This is a genomic window from Streptosporangium saharense, assembly GCF_014203715.1.
In the GTDB taxonomy this organism is placed as follows: Bacteria; Actinomycetota; Actinomycetes; order Streptosporangiales; family Streptosporangiaceae; genus Streptosporangium; species Streptosporangium saharense.
In genome coordinates, this window is record NZ_JACHJP010000002.1 from 1511591 (window position 1) to 1529334 (window position 17744).

The following is a 17744-nucleotide window of genomic DNA, read 5'->3' on the forward strand; positions in this document are numbered from 1 at the left end:
TAGAACAGCATGCGGATAAGCGTTTGATAGACGAACAATCGATGTTCTGCCAGGACACACCCCACCAGAACCCCGGCAACAACGCCCACACCAGCCGTTAACCCCTACATATCGGACAGCCCAGAAGATGGTTCCGGTACGGCCCGGCCGCTCCGGTCCATCCAGTCGCGGGTGCCCCGCCGTACGGCATCGTGGACCGCGCGGGCCACGCGGGCGCCCCAGGTCGAGCGCGGGCCGCCGAACAGCTCGGCCCCACCCTCTTCCCGTACGGCGACGCAGACCGCGTCCGAGGCGGTGCCCGTGCCGGGGAAGCCCTCCTCGACGAGTGCCTGGGTCTTGGCCTCGGTGACCGTCATGACCGCGTTGACCAGGGCGGCGTCGGTCATCGCCACCGGCACCGCGACGACGATGTTGATCGTCCCCGGGAGATACATCGGCGCCAGCTCGGGATCGGGGGTCCCCTCGGGGGCCGCGGCCCAGGTGGGCACGCGCAGGCCGACGGTGGCCGCGACCTCGACTCCCCCGTCGGCCGCCGTGGTGAACCGGTCGACGGCCGCCGCGGTCAGCATCCCGACGCCGGGACCGGGCGGAGCCATCTCCAGCAGGTGCGCCACCGGGTCCATCCGCGAGTAGCCGCCGGCCACCTGGGCGTTGAGCACCCACCCGACCGGCCCGATGCCGCCGCCCAGCATCGCCGAGGAAATCGCCCGCCAGCCGGGCCCGCACTCCCACAGCAACGAGGCGAGCCTGGCCCCGTCCTCCTCGCGGTGACTCAGCCCGAGCCTCACGGGCGCTCCAGGTGGACCTGCGGCCTGCCGCCCGTACCGGCCACCACCCGGACCCGGGCGTCGAAGTGCTCGCCGATCAGTTCCTCGGTGAGGACCTGCTCCGGGGTGCCCGTGGCCGCGGCGCCGCCGTCAGCGACCAGCGTCATCCTGTCGGCGTACTGCCCGGCGACGCTCAGGTCGTGCAGCGTCGTGACCACGGTCAGGCCGTCGGCCAGCCTGAGCCGGTCGAGGAGTTCGAGGACCTGCTGCTGGTGCCCCAGGTCCAGGGCCGTGGTCGGCTCGTCGAGCAGCAGCACCGACGCCCGCTGGGTCAGCGCCCTGGCGAGCACGACCCGCTGACGCTCCCCGCCCGACAGGTGGCCGAGCGTGCGCCCGGCCAGCGCCGTCAGGTCGAGCCGCTCCAGCACCGAGCCGGTCACCTCCCGGTCCGCGCGGCTCTCCCTGCCCAGATGCGGGATGTACGGCGTGCGCCCGAGCAACGCGTAGTCGAAGACCGTCATGTCACCCGGCAGCGCCGGGGTCTGCGGGGCGTAGGCCAGCAGGCGGGCCCGCTCCCTCGGTCTGAGCCCGCGCACCGGCGTGCCGTCCACGAGCACCTCACCGGAGTGGGGCAGCAGCCCGGCCAGCGCCCTGAGCAGGGTGGACTTGCCCGCGCCGTTGGCCCCGATGACGGCCAGCCACTCACCCGCGTCCGCCCGAAGATCCACCCCGGCCAGTACGGCCCGGCCCCCGAGGACGACGCCGAGCCCCCTGGCCTCGACGCGGCTCACGTCTCCACCCGCCGGGTCAGGCGCAGCACGGTCACGAAGAACGGCGCGCCGGTGAACGCGGTGACCACCCCGATGGGCAGCTCGGCCGGGGCGATCACGGTCCTGGCGACCAGGTCGGCCACGACCAGGAAGGCGGCCCCGCCGACCAGGGACAACGGCAGCACCGCCCGGTAGGACCCCCCGGCCAGACGGCGCACCACGTGCGGCACCACGATGCCGACGAAGCCGATGAGCCCGCTGACCGCCACGGCCGAGGCCGTCGCCAGCGAGGCCGCGAGCAGCACCACGAGCCTGACCCTGGCCACGTTCACCCCGAGGCTGGACGCCTCGTCGTCGCCGACCGACAGCACGTCCAGCAGCCTGCCGTACAGCAACATGACCACGACGGAGACCACCGCGTACGGCAGAACCAGCCTGACCTGCTCCCAGCCGCCGCCGACGTTGCCGAGGATCCAGCTGTAGACGCGCTGGAGCTCCTCCACGTCGAGCTGCTGCAGGAAGGTCTGGATCGCGGTGAGGAAGGAGGTGACGGCGACTCCGGCCAGGACCAGCGTCGCGGTCCCGCCGCCCCGTCCGGCGACGTTGCCCAGCGCGTAGGCGAGCATGACGCCGCCGATCGCCCCGGCGAACGCCGCCCCGGGCACCAGGAGCGTGCCTCCCTCGCCCGTCGTGAACACGATCACCGCCGTCGTCGTCAGCCCCGCCCCCGCCGCGGCCCCCAGCAGGTAGGGATCGGCGAGCGGGTTGCGGAACACGCCCTGGTACCCGGCGCCCGCGCAGGCCAGCAGACCGCCGACGATCGCGGCCAGCAGGACCCTGGGCAGCCTGAGCTCCAGCAGCAGCGCCCGCTCGACCGGCGCGAGCCCGGAGTCGGCGGAGACGAACGGCAGCCAGTCGAGCAGTTGCAACGCGGCCCCGCGCGGCGCGATGTCCGCCGCCCCGACCAGCAGGGCGGCGAGCATGCTCACCAGCAGCAGGCAGCAGGCCGCGAGCGTGACGAGCAGGCGCGGCCCCGCCGTCCTGACCTTCCCGGCGGGCGGGAGAGAACCGGTCACCTAGCTGTTCGCGGTCTTCTTCACGGCCTCGCCGACCTGCTTGACGAGATCGACGACCCGCGGACCCCAGCGGGAGGCGAGGTCGTCGTCGAGGGGGACGACCCGGTCCTTCTTGATCGCCGAGAGCCCGGACCAGCCGGGACGCTTGGCGAGGGTCTCCCTGGACTCGCCGCAGCACTTGGTGTCGGCGAGGAAGACGAGGTCCGGGTCGGCCTTGACGACGAACTCGGCGGAGAGCTTGGGGTAGCCGCCCGCCGCGTCGGGCGCCTTGTCCGCGATGTTGGTCAGCCCGAACAGGCCGTAGATCTGGCCGACGAAGGTGGTCGAGGTCGCCGAGTACGGCGTGCTGTCCAGCTCGTGGTAGTAGGTGAGCTTCTTACCCTGGGGCGCGTCGGCGGCCAGGGCCTCGATCTCCTTCCTCATCCCGGTGGCGACCTCCTCGGCCTTGTCCACGTTGCCGGTGGCCAGGCCGAGGTCGGTGATCTGGTCGTAGGCGTCGTCGAGCTTGGTGGCCGCGGGCTCGACCAGCACGGGGACGCCGAGCGTGCTCAGCTTGCCGACGACGCCGTCGATGTCGTTGGCGAGCACGACCAGGTCGGGCTTCTTGGCGACGATCGCCTCCACGTTCGGCTTGAAGCCGGACAGGGTCGTCTTCGGCGCCTGCTCGGGGTAGTTCGACTGGTCGTCAACCGCGACGACCTGGGGACCGGCCCCGACGGCGAAGAGGCCCTCGGTCGCGGTCGGCGACAGCGAGACGATGCGCTCGGGACGCTTCTGGACGACGACCGGACCGTTGCCCGCCTGGACCGTGACGGGGAAGCTCCCCCGCTGCGGGGACCCCGTCGCGGAGGGCTGCGCGGTCGTGCTGTTTCCTGCGTCTCCCGCGCCTTCGGGGTTCCCGGCGCATCCGGACAGGGCAAGCACACCGGACAGCGCGCCGACGAGGGCGATACGTACGGGCCTCACTCGGGGGTCCTTTCGGTCATCGGAACAGAGAGACCCGTGAAGGGACGGGGTCACCCTTTCCACGAGGGCAGACAGCGTCGGCACAGCGGAAGGCGACCTGGCTCGATCAGGGAACGCTCCCCTGACCATGACAGTTGCGGGACAGCGCCGGACTCACACCGGACTTCGCTACACACTGCACGTCAAACAAACGCTATCAATCCCCCAAATCCCCTCCCAGTCAAGCCCAACCTCCTAACTCCCCAGCCCGAGCACCGACGCCAAGCGTGAGGAGTTTCCGGCTTGGGCGCGTCGGTGAACTGGACTGAGGAGCGACGGAGCGAAGCGGAGAAGTGACGAGGGAAGTCACCGACTTCGGGCGCCCAAGCCCGCGCCGCCGAAGGCGTCGCAAAGAGGCAGGGCAGCGGAGGAGCGACGAGGGAAGTCACCGACTTCAGGCGCCCAAGTCCCGCGACGCCGTCAGGCGTCGCAAAGGGGCAGGGTCCCCCAGCTCCCTCTCCGCCGCCGCGATCACCTCCTGCAACCTCAGGCCGTGGGCGGCGTCGAGGGGGTGGCCGCCGCCTCTGGCGACGGTTTCGGCGAACTCGGCGAGCATGACGGCGAACGAGTCCGGCCCGAGGCGGCTCCCGTCGAGGTGTTCGCTGCCGAGACGGCCGTAGACGTCCACCCTGGAGGGCGGGGTCTCGCCGGGGACGCTCATGCACAGCGACGCCTCGCTGACCGCGCCCGTCTCGTGTTCGAGCAGCAGACCGACCCAGCCGCGCGGGTTGCCGTGGGCACGCACGCCGGTGACCCGGCCGAGGGCGGCGTCCAGCATGTCGATCATGTGCGGGCCGATGTCGAGGATCGCGCCGCGCTCAAGGCGCCAGGGGGTGGCGAAGTCGCCGCCGAGCATGGAGCCGGAGACGCTGACCGCGTTGCCGCCGAAGGGCTCGATGGCCGAGACCCTGGCCAGGAAGGCCCTGGTCGCCGCCGAGTACCGCCAGGTGAGGACCATCTGGGAGGGCACCCCGGCCTCGGCGACCGCGTCGGCGAGCCGTCTGGCCCCGTCGAGATCGGCGGCGAGCGGCTTCTCCAGCAGCAGCGCCTTGCCCGCCCGCGCGGCGAGCACCCCCAGCTCGGCCTGTACGGCGGGCGGCACGGAGAAGGCGACCGCCTCGCAGTTGTCGAACAGCTCCTCGATCCGCTCGTAGACCGGGACCCCGAACCGGGCGGCGGCCTCGGGGCGCCGCGCCCACACGCCCACCAGGCGCGTGTCCGGTCCGGCCGCGAGGATCGGTGCGTGCACCATCTCCGCCCACGGCCCCGCGCCCACCAAACCCACAGATATCGTCACGGCCCCAGCCTCTCACGACCTCTTCCGCCGGTCGTGCGCTCATCCGGGACCCACCCCACCAGAGACGCCGGGCCGTACCGGCATGATGGATCACCTATGGACGAGATGATTCTGCTGCGGCACGGCGAGACCGAGTGGAGCAGGGACGGGCGGCACACGGGGCGCACCGACCTGCCGCTGACTCCCGTGGGCGAGGACCAGGCGCGGGCGCTCGCGCCACTGGTCGGGGACGGGTCCTTCGGGCTCACCCTGGTCAGTCCCGCCTCGCGGGCCCGCCGTACGGCGGAGCTGGCCGGGCTGACCGGCTACGAGGTCGATCCGGACCTGTGGGAGTGGGACTACGGCGGCTACGAGGGCGTCACGACCGTGGACATCCGGCGCACGCGTCCCGGGTGGTACCTGTGGCGTGACGGGGTGGTTCCCGGGGACGCCGAGCATCCCGGCGAGAGCGTGGAGGAGGTCGCCGCGCGCACCGACCGGGTGATCGCCAGGGCCCGCGCCGCGGACGGCACGGTCGTCGTGGTGGCCCACGGCCACCTGCTGCGGGTGCTGTGCGCCCGCTGGCTCGGCCTTCCCGCGCGGGACGGCCGGCTGTTCCGGCTGGACACCGGGACCTACTCCCGGCTGGGGTTCGAGCACGGCGAACCGGTGGCGCTCACCTGGAACGCCCCCGTCTGAGGGCCGGACCACGAGCCGGGCCGAGGACCTCGGCCCGTCAGCCATTCCAGCACCGCGCGGTGGCCCCTGCGGGCCTCCTCGTAGTGCTTCCATCTCCAGTAACGAGACTGGTCGCGTACTCCGGTGACCCATGTGCGGTAGGACACCGGAGGAGTGGTCGCACCGTCGCCCGTGGCCTGTGAGGCGACACCATATGTGCGGATCACGACGCGACCGCCCGGTGCGAACAGCACGTCGTCGGCCACTGGATACAGGGTCATCCGGTCGAGCATGGCTTGAGCCCCCATTCGCTGTTGGCTCACACTCTTTCCCGCCGACCCGCTCCCCGGGTTACGTCATCGGCGCGGCGAGGTTAACCACTCGCCCCCGATGTGAAAACGGCGTTACACCGTAAGGCTGTCGAACTCCCCGTCTTTCACCCCGAGCACCAGCGCGCGGATCTCGTCGCGGGTGTAGATCAGGGCCGGCCCCCCGGGAAAGCGGGAGTTCCGGACCGCGATGCTGCCGTCGGGCAGTTCCGCCAACTCGACGCAGTTGCCCGTCGAGTTGCTGTGACGACTCTTACGCCAACTCGCCCCGGCCAGGTCCGTGGCGGGCATGCCGTTGTAGGTGTGGTTCATTTAGATCTCTCTGAGAAGGTCGCCGAGGATCTCGGCGGTGCCCCCAGGCGTGGTGCTTTCCACGCACAGCTGCTCCATGGCCGTGAGGTATGGATCAATGTCCTCACGTTTGTCCAGGTAGAGGGCACCCCAGAGCTGCTCGACATAAACGACGTCCGACAGGTCGGACTCGGGAAACCGCAAGATGCTGAACGCACCACCCTCGGCCGCGTGCATGCCGAACCGGAAGGGCATCACCTGGATGGTGATGTTGGACAGCGCGGCCACCTCCAGCAGGTGCTGGAGCTGTTCGCGCATGATCTCCCGTCCTCCGATAGGACGCTTCAGGGCCGCCTCGTCGATGACGGCCCACAGACGTGGCCCGTCCTTCTTCGTCAGGCGCTCCTGCCGCTGCATGCGCATATGCACACGACGCTCGATCTCCGCCTCCGGCACGTCCGGGTAGCCCAACCGGATCACGGTTCTCGCGTAGGCCGCCGTCTGCAGCAGGCCGGGAACGAACTGCACCTCGTAGGTGCGGATCACGTTCGCCGCCTCCTCCAGCCCCACGTAGGTGGTGAACCAGTTCGGCAGGAGATCGCCGTACTTGTGCCACCAGCCGGGGGTGTTCGCCTCGCGGACCATCTCCAGCAGGCCGCGCCGTTCTGCGTCGTCGAGCACGCCGTACAGGGTGAGCAGGTCTTCCACGTCTCGTGTCTTGAAACCGACGCGACCCAGTTCCATCCGGCTGATCTTGGACTCCGAGGCGCGGATGTGAAATCCGGCCACCTCACGGGGGAGCCCTTTCTCCTCACGCAGGCGACGCAGGCTTGCGCCGAGCATGATGCGCCGAACGGTGGAACCGGTACCGGGCGGGTCCATGGACACGTGGTTGCTCCTCGCTCGCTTTCCTGATCGACAGTCTGTCACTTCGCGGCCCAAGATTTCCCAGCCGCGGACAAGATCCCCTTTCTGTCCGATTGCCGATTTCATGGGTAACCGTAGCGGTTGCACGCACCTTATGCACGTGCATTCGCTCTTGCACCTGCACGGGAGTTTGCACCATGATGATCGCTGTGCAGTCCGCCCACACCGCGCTCTCCCGAACCTCCTGGACGGCGCTCGACTGGTGGCCCCCCGTCGGCTGGTGGCCAGATACGGCACGCGATCTCCTCTCCGGATCCGCGGCCATGGCAAGCGCCACCTTCGTGCTCCCCCCGCAGGCCGAGTCGGTGCACTCCGCCCGCAGCTTCGCCGCGGGGACGCTCACCGGCTGGAAGCTCACCGACCTGGTCGAGAACATGGAGCTCGTCGTCTCAGAGCTGGCGACCAACGCCTTCAGGCACGGCCTTCGCCTGGCCGAGACGCGTGCGAAGGAACCGATCAGGCTCTCGCTGCTGCGCCGGGGAGGACTGGTCACCTGCGCGCTCAACGACCCGGGATCGGGCTTCCCCACGCTGCGGGATCCGTCACCCCTGGACATCGGAGGGCTCGGACTGCACATCGTCGAGTCGCTGAGCGTGCGCTGGGGCTGGGCGCCCCTGGCCCCCTACGGAAAGATCGTCTGGGCCGTCCTCGGCTGACCGGACACCACGAAGACCATCTCGGACGGCGCCGCCTCTTCCCTCATTGGCGCCGGCCGGTCCCGGGTCCGTGACGCACCCCCGCGAACGGCCTCGGGACCGGCCAAACAGCCGCCGAATCCCGCCGGTCACCCACCGGTGGACCGGTGAACGTCACGTGAACCTGTCGCATTCTGCGCGGTGCGTCCCCTGGCGACGCCCTCTGCATTACCGTGGATGTTTATGGCTCACGGAGAGTCCCCGTGTGAGATTCCTGCAGAGAGCTGCGAGATGGACGATCACCTGCTCGGCTGGTTGAAGACCCTCGACGAAGAACGGCTCACCCTGATCCTGGCCAACCGGCCGGACGCCATCGCGCCGCCGTGGCCGCGCCGCCTCGACACCCTGGCGCAGCGGCTGGGCAACGGGTCCGCGATCTCCGCGGTCATGCGTTCCCTCCCGCTGCCCTCGCTGGAGATCGCGCAGGCGGCCCTGGCCCTGGGCGACCGCGTCGACGTCGAGACGCTGGCCAGGTTCATGGGCGTCTCCGAGGCCGAGGCCGCCCCCTGGATCGACCTGCTGTCCGACCACGCCCTGGCCTGGCCCGACGGTGAGGGCCGCATCCGGCTCGCCGGGGCCCTGGCCCGCTGGTGGACGGCCCCGTGCGGCCTCGGTGAGTCGCTCTCCCACTACCTGAACTCGTGGACGGTCAGCGCCGACGCCCTGCGCGCGCTGGCCAGGACGCTCGGCCTGCCCAACGGGCAGAAACGCCAGACCGTCGCCAAGATCTCCGAGACGCTCGCCGACCCCGGCCGCCTCGCCGCCCTGCTCGAACGGGCGCCCGAGGGGTCCAGGAGGCTGCTCGACGAGTTCGCCTGGGACGGCCCGTCGCGCGGCGTCGACGGCGGCCGGTTCGTGGTCCCCGGCTCCCCGGAGAAGTGGGCGGGCGACCACGGCCTGCTCTTCCGGCCGAGCTGGAACATCGCGGAGATGCCCAGGGAGGTGGCGCTGGCTCTGCGCGGCGCCGACTACCACCCCCCGTTCACCCCCGCCCCGCCCGACCTGGCGACCGTCCCCGTCGATCCCGAGGCCGTCGACCACCTGATGACGCTGGCGGCCCCGCACGTGGTCGAGCGCTGCGCCGCGATGCTGGAGAACACCGCGAAGATCCCGCTGCCGCTGCTGAAGGCGGGCGGGGTCGGCGTGCGCGAGGTGCGCAGGCTCGCCAAGGACACCGGCTGCGACGAGGACGAGACCCGGCTGCTGCTGGAGATCTGCGCGGTCGCCCGGCTGCTGGCCTGGGACGACACCGCGGGCGGCCTGGTGCCGACCGAGAAGTTCGACCGCTGGCGGCTCGACGACGCGGCGGCGAGGCTCCGGGTGCTGCTGGCCGCCTGGTGGCGCATGGAGCGCTCCTCGCTGCGCCGGATCGACGGCAGATACGGCACGGTGCTCGGCGACGACCCGGCGGGCATCCTGGTCGCCCGCGCCAGACGGGCGGTGCTGGGCGTGCTGGCCCGTCTACCTGCGAGTACGGCGTGCGCCGACCGGGCCGGGCTCGTCGAGGCGGCCCACTGGCACGCCCCGCTGCTCGACCGCCCGCTCCTGGGCGAGTGCGCCCCCGCCGTGCTTGAGGAGGCCAGGATGCTCGGCCTGGTCGCCTACGACACGATCACCGACCTGGGACGCGCGCTGGCCGCGCTGCAGGTGGCCGGTGACGAGAACGACGACTCGGTGCCGCTCGTCGAGAACGACCCGCTCCTGGCCGAGTGCTCGACCAGGGCCCTGGCCAGCGTACGGCGCAGCGCGCTGTTCGGCGCCGACCTGACCGCCGTCGTGACGGGTCCCCCCTCGGCCGAGCTGGCCGAGCTTCTCGACCGGGCCGCCGACCGCGAGTCCAGGGGCGCCGCCTCGGTGTGGCGCTTCAGCCCGGCGAGCGTACGGCGGGCGATGGACGCCGGGTGTTCCGCCGACGACCTGCTGGCCGATCTCGCCGAGGTCGGCACGGTGCCGCAGCCGCTCGAATACCTCGTGCACGACGTGGCCAGACGGCACGGGGAGATCACCGTGACCACGGTCGCCTGCATCGTGCAGGCCTCCGACCCGGCGCTGCTGGCCGAGATCGCCGGGCACCGGAAGCTGGGCAGGCTGGGGCTCCGGCTGCTCGCGCCGACCGTGCTCGCCAGCTCCATGCCCGCGGCCAGGACCCTGGACGCGCTGCGGGAGAACGGCTACGCCCCGGTCCCGGTCGAGGACACCGGGGAGATCACCGTCCGCCGGGCCCGGATCGAGGAGCCCCAGGGCGGGCGGCTGATCCTGCTGCCCGGGGGGCGGGTCGCCGAGTTCGAGCAGCCTCCCTACCCCGTCCTCGACACCCCGCCCGACCCGCGTGAGCACGCCAGGCGGCTGCTGGCCACCGAGGAGGGCGCCCGTGGCACCGGCAGGACGTGGGCGGTGATCGGCCGGATGGCCTCCCGGCTGCCAACCGCCCAGCAGTCGCTGCTCGGTTTCGTGGTCGACCGGGGGGTGCGGGCCGCGATCACGCTGGCCGACGGCCTGACCGCGACCATCAGCCACGGTGAGCTGCGCGGCGGGGCGCTGGACGCCTGGTGTGAGGAGGCGGGCGACTATCTGGAGTTCCCCCTGGCCGACATCGTCGAGGTCCGCGGCACCTTCGTCTGACCCTCTCCGCCAGGGAACCGAGCATCTGCACAGGGCGTCTGCACGTTCGCCTGCACACGTCTCCCGCCGTGGGGGCGCATGCCTGGCCGTACTCGACGGTCAGGACCGTCGCGTGCTCGGCGGCCAGCGGGGCGAGCGGAAGGCCACGTGCGGGTGCCAGAACCGGTAGGCGCCGCCGTGCTGCTTCCCGGGCCAGGCGGCTGGCCGCGCTCGGTTACGCCCGCGACCGCGAGTACCGCGACGGCATCCAGGACCGGGCGACGGCGGGCCTGCCCGTCGAGTCCGGCGTCAGGTCCTGACCCCGCAGCGCCGTACGGCCAGCAGGGCGAGGGCCCGGCTGACCTCGAACACCTCCCGCAGCTCGACCCGCTCCCTGGGCGCGTGGGCCAGGCGCACGTCCCCCGGCCCGTAGTGCAGGGCCGGCACCCCCCGCGCGGCGTACAGACGCAGGTCACTGCCGTACGGCGCGGCCGTCTGGATGGGACGGACGCCCGTCGCGTCGGTGACCGCGTCGGCGACCTGGCCCGGCAGCTCGTGGCCCTCGGGCACCCGCCCGCTGGCGAACTGCCCACCCGGCCAGGTGAGCGTGACGGGGTGCTCCCGCAGCCACGGATGGTCGATCCCGGCGAGCGCCTCCTCCAGGGCGAGACGGGCCCTCGCCGGGTCCTCCCCGAGGCGCACGCCGAGCCTGCCCTCGGCGACGAGCAGGTCCGGCACGCTGCTGGCCCAGTCGCCCGCGCGGACCGTGCCGACCTCGATCGGGTAGGGCAGCGGGTTGCCCGCGAAGAGCGGGTCCGGGTCGCGGTTGCGTTCGGCCTCAAGGCGTCTGAGCGTCTCGAAGACCGGCCAGAAGACCTCCAGGGCGTTGACGCCCTCGTGGCGGGTCGCTCCGTGGGCGGCCCGCCCCTCGACCTCGATCCGGAACGTCAGCGCGCCCGCCGTCGCGGTGATGACCGTCCCCCCGGTCGGCTCGGTGATCACCGCGGCCTCGCCCCGGTGCCCGCGGGCCAGGGTGGCGAACGCGCCGAGCCCGCCGTCCTCCTCCCCGGCCACGCAGTGCACGGCCAGGGGCCTCGCCAGCCGTACTCCCGAGGCCCGCAGCGCGGCGGCGACGGCGAGGTTCGCCGCGAGGCCGCCCTTCATGTCGCAGGCGCCCCTGCCGTACAGGAAGCCGCCGCTGGTCCGGGCGCCGAAGGGGTCGGTTCCCTCCCAGCGGGCCGGGTCGCCGATCGGCACCACGTCGACGTGGCCCTGCAGGACGAGGGCGGGCTCCCCCTGTCCTCCGGTGACGCCGACCACGCCGTGGGCCCGGGTGCGCGGCGCCTCGGTGCCGGGGAAGCCGGGGGTCGCCCTGAGCGCGGCGAGGTCGATCTCCCACAGGTCGACGTCGAGCCCCGACTCCTCAAGCAGCCGCGCGCAGCGGTGCTGCAGCTCGGACTCCGCGTCGCTGCCGGTCACGCTCGGCACCCTGACCAGCTCGGCCAGCAGGGCGGCCGTCCGCGCGTCGTCGAGCGCGTCCAGCACCCGTCCCTCGGCTTCCCGCGTCATGGCCGCCTACCCCTCCAGGGCGACCCTGCGGGCCAGGCCGAGGGGAAGGCCGCCGGAGCCCGCCAGCCTGTCGTGGAAGGTCCGCAGGTCGCCCCGGCCCGCGGCCAGGTAGTCGTCGCGGATCCGGTCGATCTCCAGTGCCCCCGTCAGGTAGGACGGCGCCTGGGTCGGCCACGCGCAGTAGCGGTCCACCTCGCCCTTGGCGGTCCCCGGGGTGAGCGAGGACCTCGTCGTCATGAACTCCTCGGCCTCCTCGACGCCCATGTCACCGCAGTGCAGCGAGGTGTCCACGATGATGCGGGCCGCCCTGAAGAGCCGGAAGTCCAGGTGGGCCAGCTCCTGGGCCGCCGTGGTGAAGTAGCCCTGCTCCCGCATGACCTTCTCCACGTACAGGCCCCAGCCCTCGACGAAGTACGGCGTGCGGAACAGCTTGCGGACCCTTCGGGGGCTGCCCGCGACCCAGGACAGGTGCCAGTGGTGGCCGGGGTAGGCCTCGTGGACGGCGATGGAGGGCATCTGCGCCCTGGCGTTCGTGCGCAGCCGCTGGCGCACCTGCTCCTCGGTGAAGGAGTCGGGGGTGAACGGCACGAAGAAGTGCCCGATCCGGGAGGTGGACAGCGGCGGGGGCTGCAGGTAGGAGGCGACGGCGAGGATGGGCCGCTGGAACTCCGGGGAGGGCACGACGCGGCACTCCTCTCCCTCGGCGAAGGTCACCAGGCCGCGCTCGCGCACGAACCGCCTGGCCCGCTCGGTCTCGGCCTCGTACTCGGCCCGCATGTCCTCAAGGGTGGGCGCGTGGTCGTCCTGGAGCGCGGTGACGGCCGCGTGCCAGTCGCCGGTGCCGCCGGGCAGCCGCAGCGCGACCTCCCGCATCTGCGCGTCCAGCTCCTCGTAGGCCTCCTGGCCGCGCTTGAGCAGTTCGGCGGCGCCGTACCCCAGCGTCTCCCGCTCGCGCAGCAGCCTGGAGTAGAGCTCCTCCCCCATCCGCCAGGTGCCGCCCGCCCGGAAGCCCTCAAGGAAGGCGACGAGGTCGTCGAAGGCCGCGGCGGCGGGCTCGGCCGCCTCGGCCAGGCGGGCGCGCAGCCGTTCGTCCCCGACCAGGCCGGGGACCGTCACGGTGAGGAAGTTGCGCGCGGTGCGGGCCTGGCCGAGTCCCCGCCTGACCAGCAGCTCCGAGGCCAGCGCCGGGTCCAGGTTGGCCTCGCAGGCGGCCAGGACGCCGGGCACCTCGGCCAGCCTGGCGACCGCGGCCTCGACCAGTTCGGCCTCGGGTGCCAGGCGCTGCAGGAACGGGCTGAACATCGAGGCGAAGACCGTGCCCACGTAGACCGCGGGGTCGCGCCGCCAGGTCGGCCAGTCCTCGTAGGCCAGGGCGCCCCGCAGCGTCGAGACGACGAGCTCGCGGTCGATCTCCTCCTCGAACCCCTCCCCCTCCGGGGTCGCCGCGAGGCGTTCGAGCCAGCGCCGGGACCCGCGCTCCCTGTCGAGGAAGCCCGCCTCGGAGAGGTCGCCGAGGGTCCTGTCGTAGCCCTCGGCCCCCAGGAGGGTGGCCTGGACGGGGTTGGTCTCCAGATGCCAGGTGACGAAGTCGTTCACGAGCTCAGAGGACGTCATAGCGGAAAATCCTACTTTCGGCCCCCCGGAAGGCTTCAAGACTCACGGTGCCGTACGGCCCGCGCGAGGCGATCGCAGGTGGCCGAGGGGCTCCGTTCCCATAAGCTTCTCCTGTGGGTGACCCGAAGTTCGAGATTCAGATGCTCCACGACCGCGTCATGGTCAGGATCGAACAGGAGTCGGAGGAGCGCCGCAGCACCGCGGGCATCGTCATCCCCGCGACGGTGAAGATGGCCAACCGGCTCGTCTGGGGTGAGGTCTGCGGCGCGGGCGCGAACGCCCGTTCCGTCAAGGTCGGCGACAAGGTGCTGTTCAACCCCGAGGAGCAGTACGAGGTCGAGGTGCACGGGCAGCTCTACCTCGTCATGCGCGAGCGCGACCTGCACGCCATCGCCACGCCGCAGACCGACAACGGCACCGGCCTGTACCTCTAGTCGCCGGGCGCCGCGAGGCGGCACCCGGCGGTGACGGTCAGCCGCGCGTGTAGCTCAGATAGATCTTCTTGTCCCAGTCACGCGCCGAGACGTCGGCCAGGACCCGCAGCCCCTTGCCCTTGACGTCGATGACCACGACCTTGTAGACGCCGGAGCCGGGCAGGACGGCCACGAAGCTGCGCTCGTCCCACCAGCCGAGCAGGGCCTTCGGCTTGACGCCCTTGACCTTGACGGCGAGCTTGCCCGAGCTGCGGTCCCAGACGCAGACGTCCTCGGCGTAGCTCGCCGGGCACCAGGTCATCAGTCCCTTGCCGGAGGGAGAGAAGACGTCCTCTCCTCCCGCGGGGGCGCCGGTCTTGGCCAGGGTGCGCCTGACCGTGCCGTCCTGGCCGTAGAAGCGGACCCCGCCCTGGTGGGCGGCGACGAGCTGGGCGTTGTCCGGGGTCCAGCGGAACCTCGCGGTCTTGTCCACCCCGGAGACGTTCACGGTGCGGGCGGTCTTCGCCGCCACGTCGACGACCACGAAGCCGGTCGTCTCCCAGCCCCCCGCCGCCTTGCGCTGGACGGTCAGGGCCACCTTGCGGCCGTCGCGGGACCAGTGGGCGAAGTGGGCGACGAACGGCTTCTGCACCGTCTGGATCTTGACGGCCTTCTCCGTGACCAGGTCGGCCAGCAGCACCGAGTCGTGTCCCGAGGCGTAGGCGGTGGGAACCGCGAGCGCCTTGGCCCCGCCCGGCGCGACCGTGATCTCCTGGTATCCCTTCTGCTTGGCGAACGCCTCGCCCCTGCGCAGGTAGGCGAGGTTGCCGAGGGTGTAGGAGGTCACCGTGAGCGGGTCCGCCGGGCTCTCCCTGACGGTCACCCCGGTGTCGGGCAGCGAGACGTCCGCCGGGAGGGCGGCGTGGGCTGCGGACGGGGCGAGCGCGGTCAGGCAGGTCGCGATGACAGCGCCGCCGAGCATTCTGTTGATTACAGGAGTCACAGGCACGGGCGCAGCCTAGGACGGGAGTTACTCATAGTTTGTGATCTATACCGAATCGGTTTCCCTGACAAGGGCGCTTCTTTCGATGAGAACCGCCGGGATTGGCCAGGAGAGGACCGACGAGGGAGGGGTTGGGGTGGTTTCTGATGGGGAACGGGAGAATTCGGAGACACGCGGGCCGGGTGGGGACGATCGTCGCCGTTCCCGCCCGGCCGGTCGTGCTCGTCAGAAGTAGCTCGCGCCCGTGACGGTGACCGGGGCGTCGCCGACGTTCTTGATCTTGAGGCGGACGCACTCGGGCACCTGGGACTCGGTGGCGGCGACGTAGGCGGCGTGGTCGCCCGCGGGGATGGCCACCTTGCCCAGGGAGCGGCCGTGGCAGTTGTTGACCTTCACCTCGGTGGGCTGGCTGTTGCCCTTCAGCCGGACCAGCACGTTGCCCCGGTAGGCGGCGGTCGGGGTGAGCTGGGGGCTGAGGAACGCCTCGGCGCCGGGCTCGACCGTCGCGCTCAGGTTCGCGCTGTCGGCGTGAGCCGTACCGGGCAGGACGACCAGCGCCGCGGTGGCCAGGGCGGCCAGGGAGGACAGGGTGCGCATCGGGCGTCACTCTCCTTGTGTCCGTGTGGATGAGCGGATGGGACGCAGAGGACACTACGGAGGGCGACGCATGGCCTACGCCATGTGATCCTCGGCGGAGGGCAAAGGATCACCCGGCCCGGTCAGCGGTTCAGGAGGGCGCGCGCCTCGGCGATCAGGTCGATGTGGAGGCTGAGCCTGAGGCCGTAGTAGACGATCACCATGGCGGTCAGGGCGGCGGCCAGGATCACCAGGATCTTGACCGGCCAGGCCTGGCGCCCGAGCCAGGCGGTCCAGGCGGCCAGCGTCCGTTTGCCGAACTGCAGCAGGCGGTGCGCCCAGTGGAACTCCGTCGCCAGCACGGCCAGACCGGCGAAGACGACCAGCCAGCCGGGGCCGGGGAAGGGGACCATGATGAGCCCCGCGATGACCAGCACGGAGCCGATGACGCCGATGACGATCTTGAGAGTGAGGCGGCCGGTCCTGGTGGTCCTGATGCCGTCGAGCCATCCGTGGATGCCCGAGCGCCGGGCCGCCTCGTCCTTCAGGGCGTCGGCGTCGCCGGTCTCCGACGGGCGCCCCGAGGCGTCACGTTCGTCATGCGTCCTGTCGGAAGTGGCCACCTGATCCCCTCGACGTTGGCTTCGTCAAAGGATAGGCGCCTTCGCGTGGATCGCACCCACCTCAGCCCCTGAGTTCGACGACGATCAGCGTGTTGCCGTCGGGGTCGGCCAGGTGCAGCGAACGGCTGTCGGCGTCCTCCCGCTCGTTCCACACGCGCACGCCGTACTCGGCGAGGCGCGGGGCGAGGCGGCCGAGGTCGGCGGTGTAGAGCACGAGGGAGGGCCTGCCGCCACCCGGGGAGCCGCCCGGGGGGTCGCCCACGGGCATGAGCCACACCCCGACCGGCTCCTGGCCCGGCAGCCCGACGTGCAGGTAGCGGTAGCCGCCGTCGGTCTGGTCGTGGAGCACGGCGAAGCCGAGGACGTCCCGGTAGAAGGCGAGCGCCACGTCGAGGTCACCGACGGGCAGGACCATCCGCCCGACGGCGGAGAGCAAAGTTTTCTGTGAGGTAGCGATCACGGGAGGGACCCTAACGGCGGCGACCGACGTTTTCCCCGGCGTTACGCGCTCTTGGTCGTGACGGGTTCTCGAAACTGGTCTTACAGGTCCAAGGTAAAAACCCTGGTCAATTGGGTGATTTTAGCCCCAAAAGTGGGTTAATGTCCGTCCATGTCTGAGGCTCCCCTTGTCAAGACCGTCAGCGTGAGGACGGTCAGCGGCCCCTGCGCCGTGTCCGCCATCACCGGATCGGTCCTGCCCCGCGAGCGCCTCCGTACCGACCTGCGCTGGGCGGCGGGCGTTCCGTCCGACCCTCAGCGCTGGCTGGACGAGGAGGACGCGGCCGCCGTAGAGCTGCGCGAACTGCGCAGGTCCGACGGGCTCGGCCTGGTGGTCGAGCTCAGCTCCATAGGAACCGGTCGCGACGCCGCGACCCTGTCCAGGATCTCGGCGTGCAGCCGGGTCTCCGTGATCGCCGGAACCGGGTTCTTCTCGGAGCCGTTCAGCCCGTCGTGGGCGCTGACCGCCGACGTGGACGCGCTCACCGCCCACCTGATGGACGAGATCAACGACGGCCTCGACGGCACCAGCTCCCGTCCCGGCGTGATCGGTGAGATCGGCGCCTGGGGCGAGGAGCCGACCCCCGCCGAGGAGCGGTACGCGGTCGCCGCCGCCAGGGCCTCCCTGGCCTCCGGCCTGCCCGTCGCCGTCAGCGAGCGCGGCGGCCTGCCCCTGATGGAGATCCTCCTCTCCGAGGGGGTCCCCGCCCACCGGATCAGCGTCGCAGACGCGGGCACCGACCCTATGACCGCGCACAAGGTCGTCGAGTCCGGCGGCTACGTCTGCCTCACCTCCATGGGCGGCGACCGGCTGCGGGACGCCCTCGTCCTCATGGAGGACGGCTACGCCTCCAGGCTGCTGTTCAGCAGCGGTCTGTCCAGGTTCTCCGAGATCGAGCGGTACGGCGGCGCGGGCTACAGCCACCTGTTCCGCACCCTCCTGCCCAGGCTGCGCGAGTCGGGCGTCGGGGAGGGCGCCATCCGCATGATCACTCATGACAACCCCCTCCGCTGGCTGACCTGCGCCCCCTAG

19 protein-coding genes are annotated in these 17744 nt (G+C 71.6%); 6 read left to right on the forward strand and 13 right to left on the reverse strand.

Annotated elements, in window-relative coordinates; translation table 11 throughout:
* Nucleotides 1-104 precede the first annotated feature (104 nt).
* The 5 genes from FHS44_RS15765 to FHS44_RS15785 all read right to left on the reverse strand — a co-directional run bounded on the left by FHS44_RS15765 (nt 105) and on the right by FHS44_RS15785 (nt 4915).
* Entirely contained in the window at nt 105-788 is a 684-nt protein-coding gene (locus FHS44_RS15765) for an adenosylcobinamide amidohydrolase (protein ID WP_184715035.1), read from the reverse strand.
* Nucleotides 785-1558 carry an ABC transporter ATP-binding protein gene (locus FHS44_RS15770; protein ID WP_184715037.1) on the reverse strand — a complete coding sequence of 258 codons (774 nt, stop codon included), beginning with the start codon at nt 1556-1558 and terminating at the stop codon, nt 785-787. The genes FHS44_RS15765 and FHS44_RS15770 overlap by 4 nt, the downstream gene beginning before the upstream one ends.
* The gene (locus FHS44_RS15775; protein ID WP_376771597.1) at nt 1555-2562 is read right to left on the reverse strand and encodes a FecCD family ABC transporter permease; all 1008 of its coding nucleotides are present in this window, start codon (nt 2560-2562) and stop codon (nt 1555-1557) included. Before FHS44_RS15775 ends, FHS44_RS15770 begins: the two co-directional genes overlap by 4 nt.
* Before the next feature lie 51 nt (nt 2563-2613).
* Nucleotides 2614-3579, reverse strand: a complete 966-nt coding sequence (locus FHS44_RS15780; protein WP_184715039.1) for an ABC transporter substrate-binding protein — start codon at nt 3577-3579, stop codon at nt 2614-2616.
* A gap of 433 nt (nt 3580-4012) precedes the next feature.
* Entirely contained in the window at nt 4013-4915 is a 903-nt protein-coding gene (locus FHS44_RS15785) for a Gfo/Idh/MocA family protein (RefSeq protein ID WP_184715040.1), read from the reverse strand.
* 96 nt (nt 4916-5011) lie between these two features.
* Here FHS44_RS15785 and FHS44_RS15790 point away from each other — a divergent pair, with 96 nt between their 5' ends.
* Nucleotides 5012-5593 carry a histidine phosphatase family protein gene (locus FHS44_RS15790; protein ID WP_184715042.1) on the forward strand — a complete coding sequence of 194 codons (582 nt, stop codon included), beginning with the start codon at nt 5012-5014 and terminating at the stop codon, nt 5591-5593.
* 383 nt (nt 5594-5976) lie between these two features.
* Here FHS44_RS15790 and FHS44_RS15795 read toward each other — a convergent pair whose 3' ends face one another.
* On the reverse strand, nt 5977-6213 hold the full coding sequence (locus FHS44_RS15795) for a DUF397 domain-containing protein (RefSeq protein ID WP_184715044.1): 237 nt from the start codon (nt 6211-6213) through the stop codon (nt 5977-5979).
* A complete protein-coding gene (locus FHS44_RS15800; protein ID WP_494518510.1) occupies nt 6214-7074 on the reverse strand; it encodes a Sco1979 family transcriptional regulator in 861 nt (286 codons plus the stop codon).
* A gap of 182 nt (nt 7075-7256) precedes the next feature.
* Here FHS44_RS15800 and FHS44_RS15805 point away from each other — a divergent pair, with 182 nt between their 5' ends.
* The 3 genes from FHS44_RS15805 to FHS44_RS15815 all read left to right on the forward strand — a co-directional run bounded on the left by FHS44_RS15805 (nt 7257) and on the right by FHS44_RS15815 (nt 10735).
* Nucleotides 7257-7775 (forward strand): ATP-binding protein, encoded by a 519-nt coding sequence (locus FHS44_RS15805; RefSeq protein WP_246435426.1) that lies wholly within the window; start codon nt 7257-7259, stop codon nt 7773-7775.
* 270 nt (nt 7776-8045) lie between these two features.
* Entirely contained in the window at nt 8046-10436 is a 2391-nt protein-coding gene (locus tag FHS44_RS15810) for a helicase-associated domain-containing protein (RefSeq protein WP_184715048.1), read from the forward strand.
* 68 nt (nt 10437-10504) lie between these two features.
* Nucleotides 10505-10735 carry a hypothetical protein gene (locus FHS44_RS15815; protein ID WP_184715050.1) on the forward strand — a complete coding sequence of 77 codons (231 nt, stop codon included), beginning with the start codon at nt 10505-10507 and terminating at the stop codon, nt 10733-10735.
* Here FHS44_RS15815 and FHS44_RS15820 read toward each other — a convergent pair.
* The gene (locus tag FHS44_RS15820; RefSeq protein WP_184715052.1) at nt 10725-11984 is read right to left on the reverse strand and encodes an ArgE/DapE family deacylase; all 1260 of its coding nucleotides are present in this window, start codon (nt 11982-11984) and stop codon (nt 10725-10727) included. The two genes, FHS44_RS15815 and FHS44_RS15820, sit on opposite strands and share 11 nt — an antisense overlap.
* A gap of 6 nt (nt 11985-11990) precedes the next feature.
* Nucleotides 11991-13598 (reverse strand): DUF885 domain-containing protein, encoded by a 1608-nt coding sequence (locus FHS44_RS15825; RefSeq protein WP_184715054.1) that lies wholly within the window; start codon nt 13596-13598, stop codon nt 11991-11993.
* Between the two features lie 113 nt (nt 13599-13711).
* Here FHS44_RS15825 and FHS44_RS15830 point away from each other — a divergent pair, with 113 nt between their 5' ends.
* Entirely contained in the window at nt 13712-14032 is a 321-nt protein-coding gene (locus FHS44_RS15830; protein ID WP_184715056.1) for a GroES family chaperonin, read from the forward strand.
* 37 nt (nt 14033-14069) lie between these two features.
* Here FHS44_RS15830 and FHS44_RS15835 read toward each other — a convergent pair whose 3' ends face one another.
* The 4 genes from FHS44_RS15835 to FHS44_RS15850 form a co-directional block, all read right to left on the reverse strand.
* Nucleotides 14070-14993 (reverse strand): TolB-like translocation protein, encoded by a 924-nt coding sequence (locus FHS44_RS15835; RefSeq protein ID WP_184715058.1) that lies wholly within the window; start codon nt 14991-14993, stop codon nt 14070-14072.
* A gap of 246 nt (nt 14994-15239) precedes the next feature.
* Entirely contained in the window at nt 15240-15611 is a 372-nt protein-coding gene (locus FHS44_RS15840) for a hypothetical protein (RefSeq protein WP_184715060.1), read from the reverse strand.
* A gap of 122 nt (nt 15612-15733) precedes the next feature.
* A complete protein-coding gene (locus FHS44_RS15845) occupies nt 15734-16213 on the reverse strand; it encodes a TIGR02611 family protein (protein ID WP_184715062.1) in 480 nt (159 codons plus the stop codon).
* Between the two features lie 61 nt (nt 16214-16274).
* Nucleotides 16275-16673, reverse strand: a complete 399-nt coding sequence (locus FHS44_RS15850) for a VOC family protein (protein ID WP_184715064.1) — start codon at nt 16671-16673, stop codon at nt 16275-16277.
* 150 nt (nt 16674-16823) lie between these two features.
* Here FHS44_RS15850 and FHS44_RS15855 point away from each other — a divergent pair, with 150 nt between their 5' ends.
* Nucleotides 16824-17744 carry a phosphotriesterase family protein gene (locus tag FHS44_RS15855; protein ID WP_184715066.1) on the forward strand — a complete coding sequence of 307 codons (921 nt, stop codon included), beginning with the start codon at nt 16824-16826 and terminating at the stop codon, nt 17742-17744.

Coding starts and splice junctions, on each gene's coding strand:
- FHS44_RS15855 (WP_184715066.1), top strand. CDS start 16,824: ATGTCTGAGGCTCCCCTTGTCAAGACCGTCAGCGTGAGGACGGTCAGC.
- FHS44_RS15795 (WP_184715044.1), bottom strand. CDS start 6,213: ATGAACCACACCTACAACGGCATGCCCGCCACGGACCTGGCCGGGGCG.
- FHS44_RS15820 (WP_184715052.1), bottom strand. CDS start 11,984: ATGACGCGGGAAGCCGAGGGACGGGTGCTGGACGCGCTCGACGACGCG.
- FHS44_RS15840 (WP_184715060.1), bottom strand. CDS start 15,611: ATGCGCACCCTGTCCTCCCTGGCCGCCCTGGCCACCGCGGCGCTGGTC.
- FHS44_RS15800 (WP_494518510.1), bottom strand. CDS start 7,074: ATGGACCCGCCCGGTACCGGTTCCACCGTTCGGCGCATCATGCTCGGC.
- FHS44_RS15835 (WP_184715058.1), bottom strand. CDS start 14,993: ATGCTCGGCGGCGCTGTCATCGCGACCTGCCTGACCGCGCTCGCCCCG.
- FHS44_RS15825 (WP_184715054.1), bottom strand. CDS start 13,598: ATGACGTCCTCTGAGCTCGTGAACGACTTCGTCACCTGGCATCTGGAG.
- FHS44_RS15790 (WP_184715042.1), top strand. CDS start 5,012: ATGGACGAGATGATTCTGCTGCGGCACGGCGAGACCGAGTGGAGCAGG.
- FHS44_RS15810 (WP_184715048.1), top strand. CDS start 8,046: ATGGACGATCACCTGCTCGGCTGGTTGAAGACCCTCGACGAAGAACGG.
- FHS44_RS15805 (WP_246435426.1), top strand. CDS start 7,257: ATGATGATCGCTGTGCAGTCCGCCCACACCGCGCTCTCCCGAACCTCC.